The sequence below is a fragment of the Anabaena sp. CS-542/02 genome, assembly GCF_028331085.1.
Taxonomy (GTDB): domain Bacteria; phylum Cyanobacteriota; class Cyanobacteriia; order Cyanobacteriales; family Nostocaceae; genus Anabaenopsis; species Anabaenopsis arnoldii.
The window spans coordinates 12,120-33,783 of the sequence record NZ_JAQMTM010000037.1 but is presented as its reverse complement, the minus strand read 5'-3'; the positions used below and the strand labels follow the sequence as shown (position 1 = coordinate 33,783).

Annotated in this window: 16 protein-coding genes and 1 pseudogene; 12 read left to right on the top strand and 5 right to left on the bottom strand. The window is 38.9% G+C overall.

What is annotated here, in order from left to right:
• Positions 1 to 148 precede the first annotated feature (148 nt).
• Positions 149 to 1,723 (top strand): photosynthetic/respiratory NAD(P)H-quinone oxidoreductase subunit D1, encoded by a 1,575-nt coding sequence (gene ndhD1, locus PN447_RS03340; protein WP_271760810.1) that lies wholly within the window; start codon positions 149 to 151, stop codon positions 1,721 to 1,723.
• A gap of 158 nt (positions 1,724 to 1,881) precedes the next feature.
• On the opposite strand, the gene PN447_RS03335 is transcribed toward ndhD1, so the two are convergent.
• Entirely contained in the window at positions 1,882 to 2,121 is a 240-nt protein-coding gene (locus PN447_RS03335; protein WP_271734104.1) for a hypothetical protein, read from the bottom strand.
• A gap of 558 nt (positions 2,122 to 2,679) precedes the next feature.
• Between PN447_RS03335 and PN447_RS03330 the strand changes: the two genes are divergently transcribed.
• A complete protein-coding gene (locus PN447_RS03330; RefSeq protein ID WP_271760808.1) occupies positions 2,680 to 4,725 on the top strand; it encodes an elongation factor G in 2,046 nt (681 codons plus the stop codon).
• Between the two features lie 62 nt (positions 4,726 to 4,787).
• Here PN447_RS03330 and radC read toward each other — a convergent pair whose 3' ends face one another.
• Complete coding sequence (gene radC, locus PN447_RS03325; protein ID WP_271760806.1) at positions 4,788 to 5,519, bottom strand: RadC family protein; 732 nt, start codon at positions 5,517 to 5,519, stop codon at positions 4,788 to 4,790.
• A 308-nt stretch (positions 5,520 to 5,827) separates the two neighbouring features.
• Between radC and PN447_RS03320 the strand changes: the two are divergent.
• The 4 genes and pseudogenes from PN447_RS03320 to PN447_RS03305 all read left to right on the top strand — a co-directional run.
• Positions 5,828 to 5,962, top strand: a pseudogene (locus PN447_RS03320) (transposase); the annotation flags it as partial.
• A 98-nt stretch (positions 5,963 to 6,060) separates the two neighbouring features.
• A complete protein-coding gene (locus PN447_RS03315) occupies positions 6,061 to 7,626 on the top strand; it encodes an AAA domain-containing protein (RefSeq protein WP_271760804.1) in 1,566 nt (521 codons plus the stop codon).
• Positions 7,627 to 7,659: 33 nt separating this feature from the next.
• Positions 7,660 to 10,119 carry a DEAD/DEAH box helicase gene (locus PN447_RS03310; RefSeq protein WP_271760802.1) on the top strand — a complete coding sequence of 820 codons (2,460 nt, stop codon included), beginning with the start codon at positions 7,660 to 7,662 and terminating at the stop codon, positions 10,117 to 10,119.
• A 477-nt stretch (positions 10,120 to 10,596) separates the two neighbouring features.
• Positions 10,597 to 11,013 carry a transposase gene (locus PN447_RS03305; protein WP_334311073.1) on the top strand — a complete coding sequence of 139 codons (417 nt, stop codon included), beginning with the start codon at positions 10,597 to 10,599 and terminating at the stop codon, positions 11,011 to 11,013.
• On the opposite strand, the gene thrC is transcribed toward PN447_RS03305, so the two are convergent.
• A complete protein-coding gene (thrC, locus tag PN447_RS03300; RefSeq protein ID WP_271734101.1) occupies positions 11,014 to 12,105 on the bottom strand; it encodes a threonine synthase in 1,092 nt (363 codons plus the stop codon). It abuts the gene before it with no gap.
• Positions 12,106 to 12,480: 375 nt separating this feature from the next.
• Between thrC and PN447_RS03295 the strand changes: the two genes are divergently transcribed.
• Complete coding sequence (locus PN447_RS03295; protein ID WP_271734100.1) at positions 12,481 to 12,672, top strand: hypothetical protein; 192 nt, start codon at positions 12,481 to 12,483, stop codon at positions 12,670 to 12,672.
• Positions 12,673 to 12,728: 56 nt separating this feature from the next.
• On the opposite strand, the gene PN447_RS03290 is transcribed toward PN447_RS03295, so the two are convergent.
• On the bottom strand, positions 12,729 to 12,863 hold the full coding sequence (locus tag PN447_RS03290; protein WP_271760800.1) for a hypothetical protein: 135 nt from the start codon (positions 12,861 to 12,863) through the stop codon (positions 12,729 to 12,731).
• A gap of 252 nt (positions 12,864 to 13,115) precedes the next feature.
• Here PN447_RS03290 and PN447_RS03285 point away from each other — a divergent pair, with 252 nt between their 5' ends.
• From PN447_RS03285 to PN447_RS03265, 5 genes are all read left to right on the top strand, one after another.
• A complete protein-coding gene (locus PN447_RS03285; protein WP_271760798.1) occupies positions 13,116 to 14,039 on the top strand; it encodes an energy-coupling factor ABC transporter permease in 924 nt (307 codons plus the stop codon).
• A complete protein-coding gene (locus tag PN447_RS03280) occupies positions 14,032 to 14,697 on the top strand; it encodes an energy-coupling factor transporter transmembrane component T family protein (protein WP_271760797.1) in 666 nt (221 codons plus the stop codon). The genes PN447_RS03285 and PN447_RS03280 overlap by 8 nt, the downstream gene beginning before the upstream one ends.
• Positions 14,694 to 15,458: an energy-coupling factor ABC transporter ATP-binding protein gene (locus PN447_RS03275; RefSeq protein ID WP_271760796.1), complete on the top strand. Its 765-nt coding sequence runs from the start codon at positions 14,694 to 14,696 to the stop codon at positions 15,456 to 15,458. Before PN447_RS03280 ends, PN447_RS03275 begins: the two co-directional genes overlap by 4 nt.
• Positions 15,459 to 15,596: 138 nt before the next feature.
• On the top strand, positions 15,597 to 16,067 hold the full coding sequence (locus tag PN447_RS03270) for a hypothetical protein (RefSeq protein ID WP_271760794.1): 471 nt from the start codon (positions 15,597 to 15,599) through the stop codon (positions 16,065 to 16,067).
• A gap of 214 nt (positions 16,068 to 16,281) precedes the next feature.
• Entirely contained in the window at positions 16,282 to 17,445 is a 1,164-nt protein-coding gene (locus PN447_RS03265; protein ID WP_271760793.1) for a baeRF3 domain-containing protein, read from the top strand.
• A gap of 138 nt (positions 17,446 to 17,583) precedes the next feature.
• On the opposite strand, the gene PN447_RS03260 is transcribed toward PN447_RS03265, so the two are convergent.
• A complete protein-coding gene (locus tag PN447_RS03260) occupies positions 17,584 to 21,654 on the bottom strand; it encodes an Eco57I restriction-modification methylase domain-containing protein (RefSeq protein ID WP_271760792.1) in 4,071 nt (1,356 codons plus the stop codon).
• Positions 21,655 to 21,664 lie beyond the last annotated feature (10 nt).

Sequence of the window (21,664 nt, the reverse complement as noted above, 5' to 3'; positions counted from 1 at the left end):
TGTAGATGTGGTTTAGGTCATCCGGGAGGTTGGGGGATTGTCAATTTGATTAAATCAACCTAACAATGAAAGGAAAACTGCCAAAAAGCTGTTAGTTAATAGCTAGTGACTTTTTGCCCAACATGATTCTGTTTGCAGATTAATTGCGATGAATACAGTTAATTTTCCGTGGCTGACGACAATTATTTTGTTACCTATAGCCGCATCGCTACTGATTCCCATCATCCCGGATAAAGACGGCAAAACAGTGCGCTGGTATTCCCTGATTGTGGGACTAATTGATTTTGCACTAATTGTTTACGCTTTTTATACTGGTTACGACTTCTCGAATCCAGATTTGCAAATGGTGGAGAGTTACCCCTGGTTACCTCAACTTGATTTGAATTGGTCAGTAGGGGCAGATGGCTTGTCTATGCCCCTGATTATTTTGACTGGGTTTATTACTACATTGGCAATTTTAGCAGCTTGGCCTGTGACGCTCAAGCCCAGGCTCTTTTATTTCTTGATTCTGGCGATGTATGGCGGTCAAATCGCCGTGTTCGCTGTTCAGGATATGCTGTTATTTTTCTTGGTGTGGGAACTGGAACTAGTACCTATCTACTTTCTGCTGTCCATTTGGGGAGGCAAAAAGCGACAATATGCAGCGACTAAGTTTATTTTATACACCGCTGGTGGATCGTTGTTTATTTTGCTGTCTGCCCTGACAATGGGATTTTACGGCGATACCGTCACCTTCGATATGCGATCGCTGGCTTTGAAGGATTTCGCTCTTAATTTCCAGCTTTTACTTTATGCTGGGTTTCTCATTGCCTACGCTGTCAAGTTGCCAATTATTCCCTTACATACTTGGCTACCAGATGCCCACGGTGAAGCTACAGCCCCGGTACATATGTTATTAGCAGGTATTCTGCTGAAAATGGGCGGTTATGCATTAATTCGCATGAATGCCCAAATGCTACCTGATGCTCACGCTTATTTTGCCCCTGTTTTGGTGGTTTTGGGGGTGGTTAATATCATCTACGCCGCCCTAACATCTTTCGCCCAGCGCAACCTGAAGCGGAAAATTGCCTACTCTTCAATTTCTCACATGGGTTTTGTCCTCATTGGTATTGCTTCCTTTACCGATTTGGGACTGAGTGGGGCGGTTTTACAAATGGTTTCCCACGGGTTAATTGGGGCGAGTTTGTTCTTCCTTGTGGGCGCAACTTATGACCGGACACACACCTTGATGTTAGATGAAATGGGTGGTGTCGGTAAGAGGATGAAAAAGATTTTTGCTATGTTTACCACTTGTTCCATGGCTTCTTTAGCATTACCAGGAATGAGCGGTTTCGTGGCTGAATTAATGGTGTTTGTGGGTTTTGCCACCAGTGATGCTTATAGCTCCACTTTTAAAGTTATCGTGGTGTTCCTGATGGCTGTGGGGGTAATTTTAACTCCAATTTATTTGCTGTCTATGTTACGGGAAATTTTCTATGGTCAAGAAAACGAAGAGTTAGTTTCCCACCAAGCTCTAATAGATGCTGAACCCCGGGAAGTGTTTATCATTGCTTGTTTGTTAGTGCCAATTATTGGTATTGGGTTTTATCCTAAGTTACTGACCCAGATGTATGATGCGACAACAGTACAGTTAACGAAAAGATTACGTCATTCTGTACCGACTTTAGCACAGGAGAAAGAAGCATCAGAGATTTCTTTGCGCGCGCCAGAAATTTCCCTCTAAGTACCGGTTGATAGTTGAATTTTATATTTCTCTGCTGGCGGGTCGAGTACCCGCTTTTTTTTACTAAGATGCTAAGTAGTAGGAAATTATTCACAGATCAACAATCCCCGCTCTAAAGAGACGGGGATTGTCAATAGACTTTTGTATGTCCAATGTTATTACATCTTGCCGTGCTGCATCACTTGTTGCAAATGGTGGCGAACTTCTTGGGTTTGTTCTATTTCCAACTGTCGCAACTTTTGAAATAATTCTACACAGGGCTGAGAGTTCATTTCCTGTGCATCTTTGATGTAGCAGTCATAAGCCTTTACTGCTTCAGCTTTATTATGCAGCACGGTGAGGAAGTCATACTCTAGGTTGCTAATCGGTTGTTGAGATTGACCGTTACCTGTAGTCATAGATTGATTCTCCTTGAGGTGACTATTTGATTTTTACTCATGCTCAAGGAGTGATTCATCTATCTATAAGGGTACAAAAAGATACGTCTCAAAGAGGTTCACACCTCAATTTTACCTGTATGTATACAGCACTTTTCAAATAAATCAAGTCACATTTTAATCTCACAAATCTTCTCGGTTGGGCATACTATGGCTAGGCGACGCAAGCTATCCACATGCTCAGTATAACTCCTGCCTGCCCTGGGTAAATACTGTGAATAATAATAGAAAATCACTTGTATCTTGGTGCATACAAGTGGTATAACAGCCATAACAAATGCTATAATAAGGGTTGGCAATTATGAAATATTTACAAATCTTTAATATTGTATATTAAAGTTATTTTTATCTTTAAAAAAATCAAGGTAAACCTTACGATAAAATACAATTTTTGGCAATTGTGGTTAAAGGCAGGATAATGACAAGTTAAGGAAGGAATTATTTTTCTGTCAGAAAAGTATTTGATACTCCTGAACAAGAATCATGCAGGTAAGACTGACTTACCGCAAGAGGGGTTTTATGAACGAAAAAGTAAAATCGGGTTCGCGTAACGTTGCAATTGTTGGACCTTATTTAAGTGGAAAAACCACAATACTAGAAAGCTTATTATTTGTCAGTGGGGCAATTTCGCGCCCGGGTAATGTGAAGGATGGTAACACAGTGGGGGATAGTGCGCCAGAATCGCGCGATCGCCATATGAGTGTGGAAGTCACCGCCGCTAGTACAGAGTTTAAGGACACTCGTTTTACCTTTATTGACTGTCCCGGTTCAATAGAATTTGCCCAAGAAACCTACAATACTTTAATAGGAGTTGACGCAGCAATTGTCGTTTGTGAACCCATCAGCGAACGGGTTCTGACCCTAGCGCCCTTATTTAAATTCCTGGATGATTGGGAAATTCCCCATCTAGTGTTTGTGAATAAAATGGATCGGGCAAATATTCACGTTTTAGAAACATTACACGCCCTCAAAGCAGTTTCTAGTCGTCCTTTGGTAGCCCACCAATACCCCATCATGCAAGGGGAACAACTCACCGGATTTATCGACATGGTGAGTGAACAAGCATATCAATATCACCCAGGCGCACCTGCTGATTTGATTCCTTTTCCTGAAAATTTAAAAGCAGAAGAACAAATCGCCCGTTCGGAAATGCTCGAAGCTTTGGCGAATTTTGACGACCACCTACTCGAAGAACTTTTAGAAGACATTGAACCACCCCAAGAAGAAATTATCCAAGACTTAAAACTAGAATTAGGGGCGGATTTGGTAGTTCCGGTGTTCTTTGGTGTAGCAGAAAAAGATTATGGTGTCAGACCTCTGTTAGAAGCACTACAACGAGAAGCGCCGGAATCAGAAACCACAGCAGAACGTCGTTTAAGAAATATCAAAGGGAATCACCCCTTAGCCCAGATATTAAAAACTTACTATACGCCCCAAGGTGGCAAACTCTCCTTAGTGCGTGTGTGGCGAGGTGAATTAACTGATGGTATTGTCCTAAATGGTGTTCGGACTGGGGGAATTTACCGCCTCATGGGACAACAACAGCATTTAGTTAATCAAGTCGGTGCAGGTGAAATTGTCGCTTTGAGCCGTTTAGAGGGTATCAACACAGGAGAGACAATTTCTACACAAACCCCGGCGAAGGAATTACCCAAAGCCGAACAGTTAAGGCCAGTCTATGCTTTGGCGATTACACCGGAAAGACACAATGATGAAGTAAAACTCAGCAGTTCCCTGAGCAAGTTGTTAGAAGAAGATCCTTCCTTGGCTTGGGAGCAACACGGGGACACTCATGAGGTCATTCTCTGGGGTCAAGGTGAAATTCATTTACAAGTCGCCCTAGACAGACTGCGGCGCAAATATCACTTACCGATGACAACTCATCAGCCGCAAGTACCATATAAAGAAACCATCAGTAAAACTGTGGCTGCGGTTCATGGACGCTACAAGCATCAAAGTGGTGGTCACGGCCAATTTGGTGATGTTTTCCTGGATATCAAACCCCTACCACGGGGAAAAGGTTTTAACTTCGATGAAACTATAGTTGGGGGTGTAGTTCCTAAACAGTATATTCCCGGTGTAGAAATGGGTGTGCGGGAGTTTTTAACACATGGGCCTTTGGGTTTTCCCATGGTAGATGTGGCGGTCACTCTCACTAATGGTTCTTATCACAGCGTTGATAGTTCTGAACAAGCTTTTAAACAGGCTGCACGATTGGCAATGCAAACGGGAGTACCCCAGGCTAAACCGACTCTGCTAGAACCGATTCTGCGGGTGCGAGTAACAACACCGAGCGAATTTACCTCTAAGGTACTGCAATTATTGAGTGGTAGAAGAGGGCAGATTTTGGGATATGAGGGCAAAGATGATTGGCAAAACTGGGATCATGTATCTGCATACTTGCCCCAAGCTGAGATGCAAAACTTTATTATAGAGTTGCGATCGCTCACCCTGGGTGTTGGGTTTTTCCACTGGGAACATGACCATTTCCAGGAAGTACCAGATAAACTTGCTGAACGTGTGCTAATGCGGAATGGGAATGGTAGCAAGGGTAACAGTAAGTAATATTTTCAAGTTTCTTGATCCGTGGCTCTAGGAGTGGCAATAACAGTCACTCCCATTTTCTATTAATCACCTTGGGGGTATTCATTCCACAGTGTCGTAATTTCACGTAAACTTTGGTGATTACCATTACCCAAAATCAAGTGATCTAATAATGGAATGCCTAAAAGCCGCGCCCCTGCTAATAATTGACGGGTTAATTCTATATCTTCTGGGCTGGGTTCCACATTACCTGAAGGATGATTATGAGCAATAATTGCCCGGGTTGCACCTTGACGAATGACTTCTCGGAAAATTTCTCGCGGGGATGCTAAGGTTTCCGTGGCGGTACCAATAGTAATTACTTGGGTTCCCAATAACCGATTTTTCACATCTAACAGCAACACTGCAAAACGTTCTTGTGTTTGCCACATTAAATCTTGACTAAGTGCAGCCGCAGCCACAACCGGGTTATCAATGGGTGTACTGTCTGAGGGGCGAAATTGAAAGGTACGTTTCCCCAATTCAATTGCCGCTAAGATAGTGGTGGCTTTGGCTGGGCCAATACCAGGAATTTGCATTAATTCCGCTGGGTTAATCTCTCGCAGAACTGCTAGGGGGTCACGTTGATGTTTACTTAGTTCTTGTAATATATATTGTCCTAATCCTACAGCCGAAAGTTTTCCCGGTCCCTGACCAGTACCTAAAAGAATTGCAATTAACTCAGCTGTAGCCAAAGTTTTAGCACCGTGGCTCATTAAACGCTCGCGTGGACGCTCATTAGTGGGAATATCGGCAATTCTGAGGCAATAAGTCATAGAAGAACTAAGGGGAGGAATCACTTAGATAAAACTATTCTTATTTATCCCTTTTTTGGTTCATAAATTCTAACTAGGTAAAAAACTTTAACAGAAAATCTTCGCCAAATAACTAAAATACCCCATAAAGCAATGTGGGGGCTACCTGTCCCAGAAAAAATGGGTGTAGCCCCCACTGACCCTGACCATAAGACGAGACCTGAGCCAGTGGCTTTAGACATGGGGATAAGTCGATAGCGACTTCAGTCGCAGTGGAGCGAGTCCCTTGCTTTAGCCACATTGAATATTAATTTTTATTAAAGCTTCACATTAGACAAGAGTTTCCTTGGCTAAAATCTCGACTACCAAAGCTTTGGACAAACAGTTATTTCGTGTCTACTGTTGGTGCTGCACCTATATCATTGATACTCCCCACGGCTAAAAGCCGGGGGATTCTTGAATAGGTCAACATCATGCTCGCAAAATCCTAGTGCTTAACTATTTGATTGACAAAAAAAGTTATATAAAATACAATGTTAAATTGCATACCTGGTGACTGCAAATGGAAGAGTGGCGTTATAAGTTCATAAATACCAAAACTGCTAGCAGATTCCTGACAGATATAGAAGGTAATGTTAGATCAGAAACCGGCATTTATCAACGTGCTAACAGTTTACTAGAAACTATTGCCGGACAAACTGCACAGCTATTTTACGTCAAACGTTTGAAAGCGGGAAAAGAACCTAAAGAAGAAATATGGGAATTAATATTAGCAGATACACCAGAGTCTCCCCTACCACCAATACTAAAGTTAAAAAACAAAACCCTAAGCTTACGGTTTATAGTCAAGGATCGCGGTGAATATACATTAAGTATTACATCAATCCGGTTATTACCAGTTCTGGAGTACCAACCCAACTTTACATTTCCCTGTTACATCAAACTTGTTAACTCTCAGTATTCTAGGGGAATACCTTTTGCAAGTTGGCAAAAAATTACCACCAATTTACCACTCCCTGCTATACCCACAGAAGAACAGTTACAAGCATGGGAAGCATTTTTAGAAATTGAAGAACGTATTGCTATATCAAAGCAATTTTTTGTGCCATTTGTCAGACACAATTATGGTACTGCATCAAGAAATATCAGTTTTGAAATTGTAGCAGATCAAGCGAGTGTTGAGAGTTCACAAGAAAATAGAATAACTGTTCAGGAATTTTGGCAAAGAGCAGTTAATTCGGTCAGTAACAGAATATATTTAGTAACAGAAAATGAAGCGGAAGAATTAGAAGAATTGAACCTAGAAGCCAAAAACAAAAGAAATCAAATATATACAGAAGGTAGAGAACTTGGAATCATTGAAAGCATTAATCAACAACAATGCCTAATTCGTATCCATTTAGAATCAGAAATATTGTACTTACTAGATAATAATGAATATCAACTACCTAATACAGGATATTTATCTTTTCAGGCATTTGGTGATAGAGTACAAATAAACAGAAAGCGCGAAGCCATAAATAAAGTAAAAAAGGGAGAAGCAGAAAATCCGGATTTAGGAAAATTTTTATTTAACGTTGCAGAAGCTAAAACACCAGCAAAAATAATCAATTTAAACTCGGAAGATTTATTACTAAGAACAGCAAATCCAAGTCAGATATCCGCAGTAGAAACAGTTCTATCTGCACCTGAATTTGCATTAATTCAAAGACCACCGGGAACAGGTAAAACCACTGTAATGGCCGAAATTTGTTATCAAGTTGCTTTGAGAGGAGGACGGAGTTTAGTTGCTTCTCAAGCTAATTTAGCTGTAGATAATGCTCTGAGTAGATTAATATATAATCCGGTTATTCGTGCATTCAGAAAAGGTAATCAAAACTCCGTTAACCAGGAAGATGCAGGTTTTTTAGAAGCGAATGTTGTCAATACATGGTTAACAAATACTGCTAACAGTTGTGAACAAAAGTTATTGCAAAAACAGAGAAAAGTAAATATTTCACAGAAGATTAGCAGAAATGAAACCCTGTTTACTAGATATGTGCAGTTTGAAGCGGAATTTACAGATAAAACTCAGCAACTGCAATTAAGAAAAGATTCCCTAGAGCAACACCATAGAGGATTACAATAAAATTATACATTAGACAAGCGAAATCAACAAGAATTGCAGATTGCACTAGATAAATTATCTGTTTTAAAACAACCTGATATTAATTGGTTTGATTTTGGAATTAATCAAATTCTCACCGACTTAAAGGATTACTACATTAAACATCAAGAGATAGATAAATTACAAAAAAATATTCGTTTTTTGATTGAACATCTGCAAATTGTACCACCACAAAGAGAATTGCTTGCACAAGCTGGTTGGTTAGCAAAAAATGCGCCTCTTGCTTTGCAACGAGTAAAAACAACACTAAGTTTATCACGTCAACTTGCTGAATTGATGGGTAGTATTGATGAGCAACAGCAAAGATTACAAGCCCATAAAAATAGTTTAGCTAATGCAGAAAACAGCCATCAAAACAACATCAAAAATAAGGATCAGATATCAGCAGAAATTGATCAATTAAATAATCGTCAACTGCAAATTAGTTTAGCTTTAAATGAGTTACAAAAATGGTTCTCAGTCACTGGATATGAGTTACAAGAATTGGTTACGAGAAATATAGAAAAATCTTGTTTATTAAGTGAGGATTTTATAAAATTACCTCCTTATTTATTAGCTATTACATATAATGCAAATTGTTCTTATCCTTGGATATCTTTTATTGAAGATTTTAGAACAAAAATAAATTATAAAATTCAGGAAGATATAAAGATATCTTCCACCAAAGAAAAATTACAAAAATTATATAAATTACTAAAGAGTATTAATTTAACTTCAAAAATTCAAACTTTTGATGATAGTAATCATCTCTCTTCACTCAATATATTAGGATTAGGATATGGATTAAAGACTTCCGAAATCTTAGACAATTTGTATGAACTCACTGTATTTTGCCAAGAAATATTAACTAATCACAATAATTGGTGGATCAAAATAAAAACGTTCTCAGAATCAATAATAAAATTTTTTACAACCAGTTGGCATGATAGATATTTTAAATATTTTAACTACTGTAAAATAGTAGCTCTATTCGATACTAAATATATTTTAAAAGCTGTGGGAAGCGAAGCATTAATAATTAGAAAAACTATATCCCAGCCAAATTACCTTAATCTTAAGGATAGTACTATTATTTTCATTCAAGAAATGAAAAGCAGTATTTCTGAAGGGTTGGATTTGAAAAAGCAAGAAACACAACAAGAAATCAACTGCAAGCAAGCAAAATTTTATGAATTGCAGCAGTCATTGATCCAACAACAAGAAAATATCTCATTCAAACAACAACAATTAAAAATCTTTCGCTCTGAGTTAGAACAAAATAATAATTTATTTTCTGCTAGATGGCAACAAGTTATTAATTTATCAGTACCTAGAGAAAGAGAAATTAATAACTTTACACATCAAAATAAAACTCAACCATTTGCAGTTATACAACATACTAAAGAGTTTGTAAAAATTATCAATAACTGTGAAACAATATACTCAAAAATAGAGAATGTAATTCCTTCTTTATCTCCTCTAACCATAATGAATGATATAGAGAAAGAATTACAATCAAAGTTACATCAAACTCAACAAAGAATAGCAGATACAAGTCAAATTATTGAACAGTGTCAAAATAGTATTGTCAGTATCAATACCACTATTGAAGAATATAACCAGCAACTACAACCACATAGAAACTGGTGGGAACAAGAATGGATAAATATTCCTGAAACGATTAAACCGCAAATAAATAATTCAGACATATTTAACCTAGAATTTTTGCGGATTATGCAGAATCAGTTTCAAACCTGGAAAAAGGAAAATGAGGAATATCAAACTTATTTAACCAAATATGAAACCTTGATTTCTGATTATGTAGTTCGACTTCGCAATCATTCACCACAAGACAGAAAAGAATTACAAAATCTTTACTTAGATAACGCTAATGTTATTGGGATTACCTGTGGTCAATCTGCAAGTAAACGTTTTTTAGACTGGAAATCTTTTGATGTTGTGATTATTGACGAAGTAAGTAAATGTACACCTCCAGAGATATTAATTCCTGCATTAAAAGCTAAAAAATTAGTACTGGTGGGAGATCATCGTCAGTTACCACCAATGTTAAATAATGAAACTTTAGAAGAATTAGCAGCAGCACTAAATACAACAGAAGAAGAATTAGGTTATTTAAGAGAATCGCTGTTTAAACAACAATTTGAAGCAGCACCAAATAATATTAAAATCATGCTGAATATTCAGTATCGAATGCACCCACAGATTATGAGTGTAATTAATCAATTTTATGATTATCAACTCCAATGTGGTTTAGTAAATCCTGATCAACAACGCGCTCATTATGTTGCAGGAGAAGAAATACAAGATCAACATCATATAATTTGGTGGAAAACTCCCACAACTCCACAATACAGAGAAACAAGAGATGGTACATCTTTTTATAATCAAGGGGAAGTAAATCATATTTTAGAAATATGTAAACAAATAGAATCAATTGGTTCAGCCCCCCATTGATAATTACGATAATTGCATTGTGGCTAGTAAGCTCGAATGATCATTTTATCCTCCTATATTCAAATTTTTATCACAACAGATTCTAGTTTTGACAAGATCATCCCAAGGAACCTGTCCTTATTTTGTCTTCGGGGTCTAATGAGCAGCCATGCTGAAAGTTACGATAAGGACTTGATGACCTGCTGGTAACATCCTGATTGACATGGATAAAATTTTACCATTTGAACCCCTCTCGTTTTTGTAGCCTGAAATCCTTATGGCTACGTTGTAAAATGCTGTATCAAATAACGCATCAATCAAAGTCCGTTCAGTTACCCAAGATAGGTATAAAAGGCTGGTAGGTGAAATTTATGTAAGCGATCGCTCAATACCATTACGGGAGCAACGCGAAAATGTGACCTCGGATTTTATATCTCAATTACGGGGTGGAATGAGCAACCGTACAGAAAGTTACCGCGATTCTAGAATTTCTGTGTGATGGGAAAAATAAACAATCAAAAATTTGTTCAGATACCATCAGCTAAATTAAAAAACCGCATTGAAAAATTGTGTAAACAATACAAAATTCAGTTTGTAGAAACGGAAGAATCATATACCTCAAAGGCATCATTTTTAGATGGTGATATGCTACCTACATTTCGTGACAAACCGAAAGGGTGGCAATCATCAGGAAAACCTGTTAATCGTGGGCTGTTTAGAACAGCTAAAAATATTTTATTAAATGCCGATGCCAACGGCGCGGCTAATATTTTAGCCAAAGTAGCGATAAAGGTAGGTTTAGGCCTAAGCGGAATCAGTAGGGTGTCTTTGATAGCACCATTGAAAGTTCGTTTGTGGACTTTTCAAGAATCCCCCCGGCTTCTAGCCGGGGTAGTATCCATTGATACCAAATAATTAAAATCCCATTGCTTGGGCTACTGCCCCTACTTCAGCATCAATGCCTTGTTTAAATTGGCTCTGACTGTGTTTAATAGCTGTATCTGGGTCTTTTAAACCATTCCCTGTGAGGACACAAACCACTGTCGCCCCTGTGGGAACTTGGTCTTTAACCTGCAATAAACCGGCTACAGATGCAGCGCTGGCGGGTTCACAGAAAATACCTTCTGATGATGCTAAAAGTCTATAAGCATCGAGAATTTCCTCATCGGTAACGGCTTTAAAACTACCTTGACTAGCAGATTGGGCAGCCATGGCTTTATCCCAACTAGCAGGGTTACCAATACGTATAGCTGTGGCGATGGTTTCGGGATGGGTAACAGGATGCCCATTTACCAGGGGAGCAGCCCCTGCGGCTTGGAATCCCATCATCCGCGGTAGGCGATCGCATTTTCCGCCTTGGTGATATTGACAAAACCCCATCCAATATGCTGTGATATTTCCCGCATTACCCACTGGGATACACAACCAGTCTGGAGCATTACCCAAAGCATCTACCACTTCAAATGCTCCGGTTTTTTGTCCTTCCAAACGGTAGGGATTCACGGAATTAACTAAAGTAATGGGATAGCTTTCGGACATTTCCCGCACAATTTCCAGGGCGCGGTCAAAATTGCCTTTGATTGCTAAAACTTCCGCACCGTACAACAAAGCCTGTGCTAACTTACCCAAGGCTACATAGCCATCGGGTATCAACACAAAAGGCTTCATCCCGCCACGTTTAGCATAAGCTGCCGCCGCCGCTGAGGTGTTCCCTGTACTAGCACAAATTACTGCCTTAGCCCCAGCTTCCTTAGCCTTGGTGATTGCCATGGTCATACCCCGATCTTTGAAGCTACCAGTGGGGTTAAGACCATCGTATTTGACAAATACTTTTACCTGTCTGCCAATGCGTTCGGCGATGGCCGGTACTGGAATCAAGGGAGTATTACCCTCTAGTAAGGTAACAACCGGCGTTTTCTCGCTTACAGGTAAATATTCGCGATAGGCTTCTATCAGTCCGGGCCAAGGTTGGCGAGTAGATTTAACAACAGACAAACTCACAGTCACAGGTTTTAAAAGTTTTTAACTAAGGATTGGGGATGGGTAAGCCCTCCATTGGCAAGGGAAAAACTTAATTTCTCCTTTTGAGGTGCTATTTTCTAGATTTTTCATTCTATAAGAATATTATCCACATTGAGTGCCAACGTCTCACTGATGATTTTTATTTTATGTGAAATCCTCCTTTGTGATCACACTACTCTCCCTTCCCGTCCATGAATTCTGTGTGTAACTCAGGGGATACCATTACCTTCACTTATAAATACACTAGCGAAGTATGAGTTTATATGATTAAATATATACAACTGTTTAACTAATCTTAACTTAACGTTATTATGATGTTTATATAGATGGTGTGAGTCAATTTAGGAAATTTATTTAACAATGCCTACTTGTTCATCTAGTGTTTCCGAACGTCCCTCCCAGACTCTCTGGGTTAGCGATGTCACCAAGTCTTATTATCAAGAAGACCAACACGCGAAACTTCAACACCTCCAAGCAGAAGTAGATTCTTTGTTAGAGCAATTACAAAACCTTAAACAACAACGTTTAACCGAGAACAACTCAGAAGTTTGACAGTCTCAGAAGTAATATCCTGTTTACACAGGTTTCCAGATTCACCACGTTTAATCTTAGGGCGTGGTGATATTTTTTCGCCGTTTAGCTGTCTCACTAGCAAACTGACAAAAGCCCACCATCCAAGAAACAAACCTGGCGCAACTCAGATCACCAAGGTCAGGATTAACCAAATTAATTGCAGATATCATACCCCAACATATCATCCCCCAAAGCTACACAGCCAGTTTCAACAGCGTGAGAAATAAAATTTAACATTCCGATAAATAAGTATATTTTTAAACTAAAAAATTATGATCACAATTACCTGAATAACAGGTTAAAATCCCCCAAGAGGGCATTGTAAAAGCCAGAGAAATTATGTTTTCTGTTAATGTGATCCTGTAATTACATTATTTTGCTGTGTAATTATACACATTTAATACATTCATACAGAGTAGATAATGCATATTCCTGATGGATTTATTTCAATTCCCGTAGCTGGGGCTACAAGTTTAGTAAGTGCAGTAGCACTGGTGATCGCCTGTAAGCGATCGCAAGAAGAGCTAGGGATGCGTAGCGCCCCTATACTCGGCTTAACCACAGCTTTTATTTTCGCCGCCCAGATGATCAATTTTCCCGTAGCCGGGGGTACAAGTGGTCACTTATTGGGGGGAACCCTAGCAGCCATAGTTTTAGGTAGTCCTTGGGCTGCAATGTTATCCATGTCCACAGTTTTCATCATTCAAGCTGTACTATTTGCCGATGGTGGCATCACCGCACTGGGAGCTAATATTTTAAATGCGGCAATCATTAGTGTTTGGGTCGGCTGGGTATTAACCCAAACTATACAAAGACTCCTGGGAGGCTCCAAGGGACGCTTACCCCTAGCAGCTGGTATTGCGGCGGCTATCAGTATCGTAGTGGTAGCCATAGTTTGCGCCCTACAGTTAGCTATTTCCGGAACCGCACCCATTAACATAGTCCTACCAGCGATGACAGGTGTACATATTCTGATTGGGATTGGTGAAGGTCTGATTACAGGCGGTGTCTTGGTTTACCTAGCTAAAGCCAGACCAGACTTACTACCGGGGGAGCAGCAACAGTTTCAAGCTTGGTTGGTTCCTGTGGTTACTATTTTCTTGATTGCTGGAGTCTTATCTTTGGTAGCTTCAGGCTGGCCTGATGGTTTGGAAAAAGTGGCTGAGGATTTAGACTTTATCGGTTTAGCCGATGAAGTGCGAGTACAAGTATTAACGCCTTTTGCTGACTACGAACATGAATCTTTAGGATTGATTGGTACTAGTATTGCCGGGCTTCTGGGAGCTATAGTCAGCTTTGGTGCGGCTTTTGGCATTGCTAAAGTGGTAAAACCCAAAAATGCTTAAACTTGCTTTGCCTTTGCGTCTGCATTTGTCCTTAGTAATTGTTGTGGGGACAGCCTTACTACAGTATAATGCTTGGCTGTGCTTGGGGATATATGGGGCGATCGCTCTTGTTTGGGCGGTATTTTTGCGCGTACCCATTCCCCAACTAGCAGGAATACTCGGTATTGAATTAATTTTCCTCTCATTCATGGCCTTACCCATGGGGTGGGAACGAGCCAGTTTTTTATTGCTACGTTCCCTTATTTGTCTGGTTACCATGAATAGTTTTTTATTAACCTTACCCCCCCATAGTTTTGCTATTGCCCTCAAAAGCCTACCCGTACCTGCACCAATTAAGGCTAATTTATTATTAACTGGGCAGTACCTGGAAATTTTACTGGATGAAGTCACACGGATGCAGCGTAGCGCTCAACTGCGGGGTTTAAATGGTAAACCAGCATGGTTACGCTATACTAATGCTGCGATGATTGGAGCGTTATATCTTAGGAGTTTAGACAGAGCAGAGCGAGTTTATGCTGCCATGGTCATTCGTGGTTACAATGGACAGTTACCTGTAGAGGCGATATTCAAACCAAAACAGCGTTTTTTGGTGTTGTTCGCTTGTACCCTAGCATCTGGCTTGACCATAAGTTCTTACAATTTAGTGCGGGTATTTTGAAATCTTTGACATTTGATTCCCAACTTTCCACACATCACCCCCGCCCCACTGTCATTGAGGTGGAGAATCTGGTATATGCATACGGTAACCAGAAGCCAGTCTTAGAAAATGTTTCTTTTTCTTTGAATGCAGGCGATCGCGTAGGTTTAATGGGTGCTACTGGTTCGGGTAAAAGCACATTATTAGAAAACCTGATCGGTTTAAAACAACCCCATGGGGGGAAAATCTTAATTAATGGTATTCCCTTAGAACCAAAAACCCTTCCCCAGCTAAGGCGTAATATCGGTTTTGGCTTTCAAGATGCCAATGACCAACTATTTATGCCCACTATCTTAGAGGATATTACCTTTGGACCGCGTAATTACGGTATTCCCCCGTCTCTAGCTATTGACCGAGCCAGGGAATTATTAGCAAATTTTGGTTTAGAAGCCTACGCTCACCGTTCCTGTCACGAACTTTCGGGAGGACAAAGACGACTGGCTGCAATAGCTGCGATTTTAGCCCTAGAGCCACAAATTCTGATTTTAGATGAACCAACTAACGGACTTGATCCCGCATGGCGACGGCACTTAGCACGAGTATTGTTAAACTTGCCTGTACAGGTGATGTTAATTGCCTCCCATGAGTTACATTGGTTGGGGAAAGTGACTCAACGTGCTTTAGTCTTGTCTGGTGGAGGTATTCAATTAGATACTGAGATTCAAGGGTTGTTAGAAGACGGAGAGACTTTAAACCAGTTGGGTTTACCAGTTGATTGGTGATACCGTGTGGCTACGCCACGCTGCGCTATAGCGTGGCGGGGTTCCATACCTATTAATAAGTGAGGTTTTACTATTCATATAGTACCTATTTACTTGTAATCTGCTGTATGATTGACAAATGACGGTGGGGTATTTTCTGTGTGGCGTAAGTTGATTGTGATTGCAACCGTTAGTCTGAGTTTTACTCCACTGCTGAGTAGTTGTGAGGATCAATTTACCCAATGTCAGCGACTAATTCAGGTGGTGAATGTTGGGAACTCTTTAATTGAGCCAAATAAAGGAGAGCAGGTAGTAACCAGCTTGCAACTCTCAAGGGATTTGCAAGTGATTACTAAGTCTTTAAAACGACTAAATTTATCAGACCCGAATCTGAAAGAGTTTCAAAGCAGTTTTGCCCAGATATTTGATAATCTTAGTCAAGCGATCGCCAAAGCATCTCAGGCTCTTGGTACAACTAAAAATGCCGCGGCATCGCCAGCAAGTAGGGAACAAATCCAAAAAGCGAGAACAGAAATTGATAAATCTTTGACATTAGCCGCTGAAACTGCAGGGAAAAAATCAGATGCTTTAGCAGCAGAATTAAATAAGTACTGCCAACTGTTTAAGTAAATATACATAGCATAATGTATCCTTTGCATCTCTACATCGCGGCTGTGATTTTATCGTCTCCTGGGAAAAATTAGTAATCTTTCAAACTAACCGTTTATCTATCTCAAAAAAAGTCTGTATCATACTTAAGTCAAAAGCAAGATGAAAATTAATCAAACCTGTTGTGACATGAAATGAGCTTGATTAGTTTCTCTTGACTAGGAGTTCAACAACAGTGCCAATATTATCCCATGATGAACTCAAAATTTTAGTCGATAATCCCCAAAGTCCTTGTGTTTCTTTGTATATGCCTATGCAAAAAGCGGGTCCAGAAATTCGACAGAATCCCATTCGGTTTAAAAATTTAATCCGTGAAGCTGAGGAACGTTTATGTGCCATCGGTATTCGTCATACTCAAGCCATTGATTTCCTCCAACCAGCAAGGGAACTTGATACAACGGATTTTTGGGAAAACCAAGACAAGGGACTAGCAATTTTTATCTCTCCCCAGATGTTCCGCTATTATCGTCTACCAATGGAGTTTCAAGAATTGGTAGTTGTTGGCGAGCGTTTCCATCTTAAGCCATTACTGCATTTAATCAACAATGATGGTAAGTTTTATCTTCTAGCTCTGAGTCAAAAAGATATCAGACTATTTGAGGGAACTGGCTACAGTCTTGAGGAGGTGGAAGTACCAAATATGCCTGAGAGTATAGATGTAGCTCTCCTAGAGGAGAATATTCAAAGAGGGGTACAACATCGTATTGGTACACCCACCAGGGGAACCGCTAGTTCTTTTCTACAACCTGGCGATGTTCATGGACAGGGAAGTCCTGACCGAGATCAACATCAACAAAGTATCTTGCAATTTTGTCACATTGTAGATCGGGCAGTACACGAGACAATCCGGGGGGACAATTCTCCGTTATTATTGATGGGGGTTGAATATTTGTTTCCCATTTATCAACAGGCAAATACTTATCCTTACTTCCTCGCAGAAAGTATTACTGGTAACCCGGAACTTATGAAACCGGAAGAATTGCATCAACAGGCTTGGCCTATTGTTGAACCTTCGTTTCGGCAAAATCAGGAGTCAGTTGTGGCACTTTATCAACAACTAGCTGGTACTGGTACAACTTCTAGTGATATTAAAGAAGTTGTCTGTGCGACTTATTGCCAAAGGGTTGATTCTATATTAGTGCCGATGGATATGCAAATTTGGGGCAAATTTAATCCAGATACCATGAATGTAGATTTACACTCAGAACCAGAGCCAGATGATCAAGATATGTTAGATTTGGCAGCTATTCAGACATTGACAAATGGTGGTAAAGTATACACTATGGACTCAGAACAAATGCCTAATAGTACAGCAGTAGCAGCTATTTTCCGTTATTGATATTTTTGTGGTGTTTTTTGACTTTCTTAAATAAGATCAAAAAACACCCATGGTTGGTAATTTTTTTTGACTTGATTCTCAACTTTTAAATTTCCTATTTCAGTTGAGGTATACCAGTGAAAGTGGTGGTGCTTGAGACTACAATACAACCTTCAAGGCTTGCTCAATAATATCGATATACTCCTCTACTCCATAAAGGCGATAGGCAATTGTATCAATTTGATTTCTGATTTCAAGTTGTCTTAATAAAACTGTTTCCAATTCTGATATACCAAGTTCTTGCCTAACTCTTTGCTCAATAACTTCTAAAGCCCGAAGATTACTAAACCTATCGAGATCATAACGATTAACTTTCAAAACATCAAAGGCTGCATTGACCAAATTTCCAGCTTCACGAGACAACTTTCGTTTATTACGAAAAGATGAATCAAACTCAGTGAGATAAATCAGCCTTGCTAAAAGATATCGGCGCAAGTGCGGTGTGCGAATACTCACACGAGCTATTTCTATCCATTCACGATTTCCCTCTTGCCAATCTTCATCATCGCTCACTTCGCCCCAAATAACATATCCATCGACACTCGCCTGTATTTGCAATTTTAATAGATGTCCTTCTCGATGAGGATGAGAACTTTCCCACTCAATGTCAGTAGCATAATCTCCAGTCAATCTGTGATATTCATTTAACGATACTTCTTGATAAGTAACTCCTGAAGCTTTAGATTGGTAGGTGGTAACAATTTGGTAACGATTTTGCCAAATCTGATGAGCTTCACGACTTAACTGTACTAAAGTTTGGTAATCAGTATTAGTTTCAGGTTCCTTCAACTGGGGAATTGGCAAATCACCAACTTGATTTTCAAAGTATTCAAACATCCTTGTACTGGTGAGTTTTCCTAAACCACCTAATGCTGTGTAACGGAACTCAAGAACTTTAGAATTAAGTAAAGCTGTCAGAAAATATAGTCTAGTAATTATTGGATTATCTGAATCGTAATCATATATATCTCTTAAAAATATAGCAGTAGTATCTGTTAAACCTGCCAAATTACCTTCTAAATCAATGCTAAACCTATTATTACTCGCACGATATGGACATAGAATTTTAGGGCGGAAATGAAAATGTTGGTCTTTTCGCCTTGATCTTTGTAAAGCATACCACTGACAACTTCCTTCTTTATATGCTGCTCTTTTTTCCAACTTACTTCTATTTTCGAGCAAATAGTTTTGAATTAGTTCTGGTAAATCTTCAAAGTTTTTACCGTTTTCAATATATAACAAATAAGAATTATCGGGGACAAATCCATAAGCAAAAATTCCAGAATTTTTTACAATTGGGCTGAGTATATCTAGTATATCCTCAGAAAATTCAAACCTAAAACCATTATTAGGTGCAAAAACACTGTTTTCTCCTGTTTGAATACCCTGTTCAACTAAGTCACATTCAGGTAAATCTCTGAGTTTCACTCCTTGAGAATCAATTATGGCAAAAATATGATTATATGGCGATATACTCCAACGAGATGAATTTAAGGTTTGTTGTTGAAGTTCTACTGTGTTCACAGAATTTTTAGGAAAGTTGTTCAGAGGATTATTTGAACTTAATACAGATTTGACATCGGCAAAATTGATCACATTTTCCACATAAAATTTTAGGCGTTGCTGAATCAAGGTATGAAAATGAAAATTCAATAATTTGAAGTATTGATCATTTAATAGTTTGGCGATCACCAATAAATAAAAATAATACTCACAATCAGCAACACCAAATTTTAGTTCATTGCTTGATATATCTTTATTAATCAAAGAAATAATGCAAGTAGCAATTCCAGCCCTAAATACTTTATGACCTAAAAAATCAATTATACTTTCAATTTTAGTTTTGCGGCTGATAAAATCTCTCAATTTGGAGGATTTATCACCTTGGATGAAAGAACGTGAAACAATGTAACTCAGCCGTCCTTGATCACATAACAATTCAAATCCCCATCTAATAAAATAAAATAAAATATCTGTTTTATCAGTATAAATATCAGAATATGCGTACCTGAGCCATTTTAATTCTAGGGCATTTCTGCCAAAGATGGCATCAACGTTAAAATAGGGAGGATTACCAATTACAGCAAAAAATCCTTGTTCTCCTGCTGGTAATTGTGGATCAAATATATGAGGAAATTCAACATACCAATTAAATGGGCGTTTAATAACAACTTCTTCTAAGGCATTTTCTAATGTCATTAGTTCTGATTTAACTCTGGCTAATTCGGCAGTTGTCCAATCTTCTAAATTTTTTTGAGTCCATTCATCTAAGTTTTCAGGATTGATAGCGTCTGTTAAAAAAGAGCGAATTAGTCCTAATTCTTTGATATTAGCTTCTCTATGTTTGATCAAATGCACTACTGATTGTATACTTTCATCACTAGCGAAAAAGGCAGTTAAAACAGGATTAATCTGCTGATTGATTGATGTAATGCTAGTTTCAAACTTAGTAACGGCTTGATTTCTTTCTATTTCAGTTTGATTAGTATTTCTAGCATTTCTGGCTAAATCTGCGGCTATTCCTAGTGAATCCTGAAATGGTGCTAAATTTGCGGGGGAATGTATTAAACTATCTCCAACTCGAATATTTAAAGTTAGTGCAGGAAGATGAGAATATATAGATCCACCGCGTCTACCATATTCATCAGGACGCGATCGCAATAATTTTGTCCAGAGTGACAGTTTTGCTAATAACACGGCTTGGGGGTCTCTATCTACCCCATGCAGCATTCTGACGATGATCTGTTCTTCAGGATTAATAATTGGTTGTACTGATACATGACTAAATAAATCAAAGTTGTCAGGTATCTTAGCTGTTGCACAAGCTTGATTATAACGTTTAATTTCACCCAGTATATAATCGAATGCACCTAAAAGAAATGAACCTGAACCACAAGCAGGGTCAATTATTGTCATGTCTAAGACTGAACTTGCAAATGCATAAGCTTGATGAAAGTCTCCTACTTCCAAAAAACCAATGGCCGCATCAATTTTAGGCTTAATTGAAGGTTGTAGAGTTTGATATACAATACGATTAACAATATAGTCAGGAGTATAGAAAATTCCTTCGCGCTTGCGGGTTTGCTGATTTTCTAAAATTTTGACAACATCGCCCACCAGAGTTAATTGATGGGCTAGAAACTGTTCATAAGCAGTACCTAAAATATCCTGTGTTAGAGTTGTAAAATCATAGTTATAAATTGAGCGATAGTTGGTTAAATTTCCTGTGATTGTATCAAGTATACCTGCTGGTGGCACTGCATTTATGACAATAATTGATTGAATGTATTGAACATCAATCATGAGTTTATCAATCCAAGAAGGCTGAAATAGTTCAGTATTATAGCCTATCCAGGTATTATGAAAAGCTCGTCTGAGGTCTTCAATGAATGGTAAATCTGGGAAAGTTTGCTGCCAGTGATAATAAACTCTGCCCAGATAGTTAAAGGGCATTTCTCGGCTGAATGTCTCTAAAAGTCGAATTAACAAAAAACGATTTAAAATAACTTGAGAAGCTTCGCGGACTTTTTCTAAAGCTAAATTAGGTTGTGATTTTTTGATACCATTGGCAAGAATAACACGCCAAATTTTTAAATCAGCTAGAAATTTTGTGCCTAATCCTTCTCTGGTTTTTTCGCTGTAAAATGCTTCTAGACGATCACTGCGTGAATTATCACGGCTGAGGCAAGTATATAGTCTGCTGACAAGCTCAGTATCATCTCGCATTTCCTCCATTGTAAATGACCAAAAAGGTTTTTTATCCTGTAACCTTAAAATGTGCCATTCCCGAAAATTTGAGAGGATAATCCACAGAACAGGTTCTTGTGTGCCAACATCTAGACTGTAATTTCTCAGATAATCTAAAACTTGCTGTTCATTTGTATTCCATATATTCTTATCCCATAAACTTTTGGCTTCAAACATTAGTTTGGGATGCTGGTTTACTTCAGGACGAAGCAAATAATCTACCCAGGTCGTAGTTCCAATTAAACTGCGAATTGAACCTTCAGGGGTGCGATATTCCCTTGTATAACCCAGTGCATCTAGAAAAGGTGCAATCAAATTATCTTTTGTATTCTCCTCCGGTTTACCAGCACGGCGAGAAAGCAGCATATTTTCTGCTGTGATAACTAATTTTGCAATTTGAGCGCGGAATTCTGGGAGGGACATTTGTACACGA

Excerpts from the sequence above, each read along its gene's own strand:
- ndhD1 (WP_271760810.1), top strand. The coding sequence starts at position 149 with ATGAATACAGTTAATTTTCCGTGGCTGACGACAATTATTTTGTTACCT.
- PN447_RS03335 (WP_271734104.1), bottom strand. The coding sequence starts at position 2,121 with ATGACTACAGGTAACGGTCAATCTCAACAACCGATTAGCAACCTAGAG.
- PN447_RS03330 (WP_271760808.1), top strand. The coding sequence starts at position 2,680 with ATGAACGAAAAAGTAAAATCGGGTTCGCGTAACGTTGCAATTGTTGGA.
- radC (WP_271760806.1), bottom strand. The coding sequence starts at position 5,519 with ATGACTTATTGCCTCAGAATTGCCGATATTCCCACTAATGAGCGTCCA.
- PN447_RS03315 (WP_271760804.1), top strand. The coding sequence starts at position 6,061 with ATGGAAGAGTGGCGTTATAAGTTCATAAATACCAAAACTGCTAGCAGA.
- PN447_RS03305 (WP_334311073.1), top strand. The coding sequence starts at position 10,597 with ATGGGAAAAATAAACAATCAAAAATTTGTTCAGATACCATCAGCTAAA.
- PN447_RS03295 (WP_271734100.1), top strand. The coding sequence starts at position 12,481 with ATGCCTACTTGTTCATCTAGTGTTTCCGAACGTCCCTCCCAGACTCTC.
- PN447_RS03290 (WP_271760800.1), bottom strand. The coding sequence starts at position 12,863 with ATGATATCTGCAATTAATTTGGTTAATCCTGACCTTGGTGATCTGAGT.
- PN447_RS03285 (WP_271760798.1), top strand. The coding sequence starts at position 13,116 with ATGCATATTCCTGATGGATTTATTTCAATTCCCGTAGCTGGGGCTACA.
- PN447_RS03280 (WP_271760797.1), top strand. The coding sequence starts at position 14,032 with ATGCTTAAACTTGCTTTGCCTTTGCGTCTGCATTTGTCCTTAGTAATT.
- PN447_RS03260 (WP_271760792.1), bottom strand. The coding sequence starts at position 21,654 with ATGTCCCTCCCAGAATTCCGCGCTCAAATTGCAAAATTAGTTATCACA.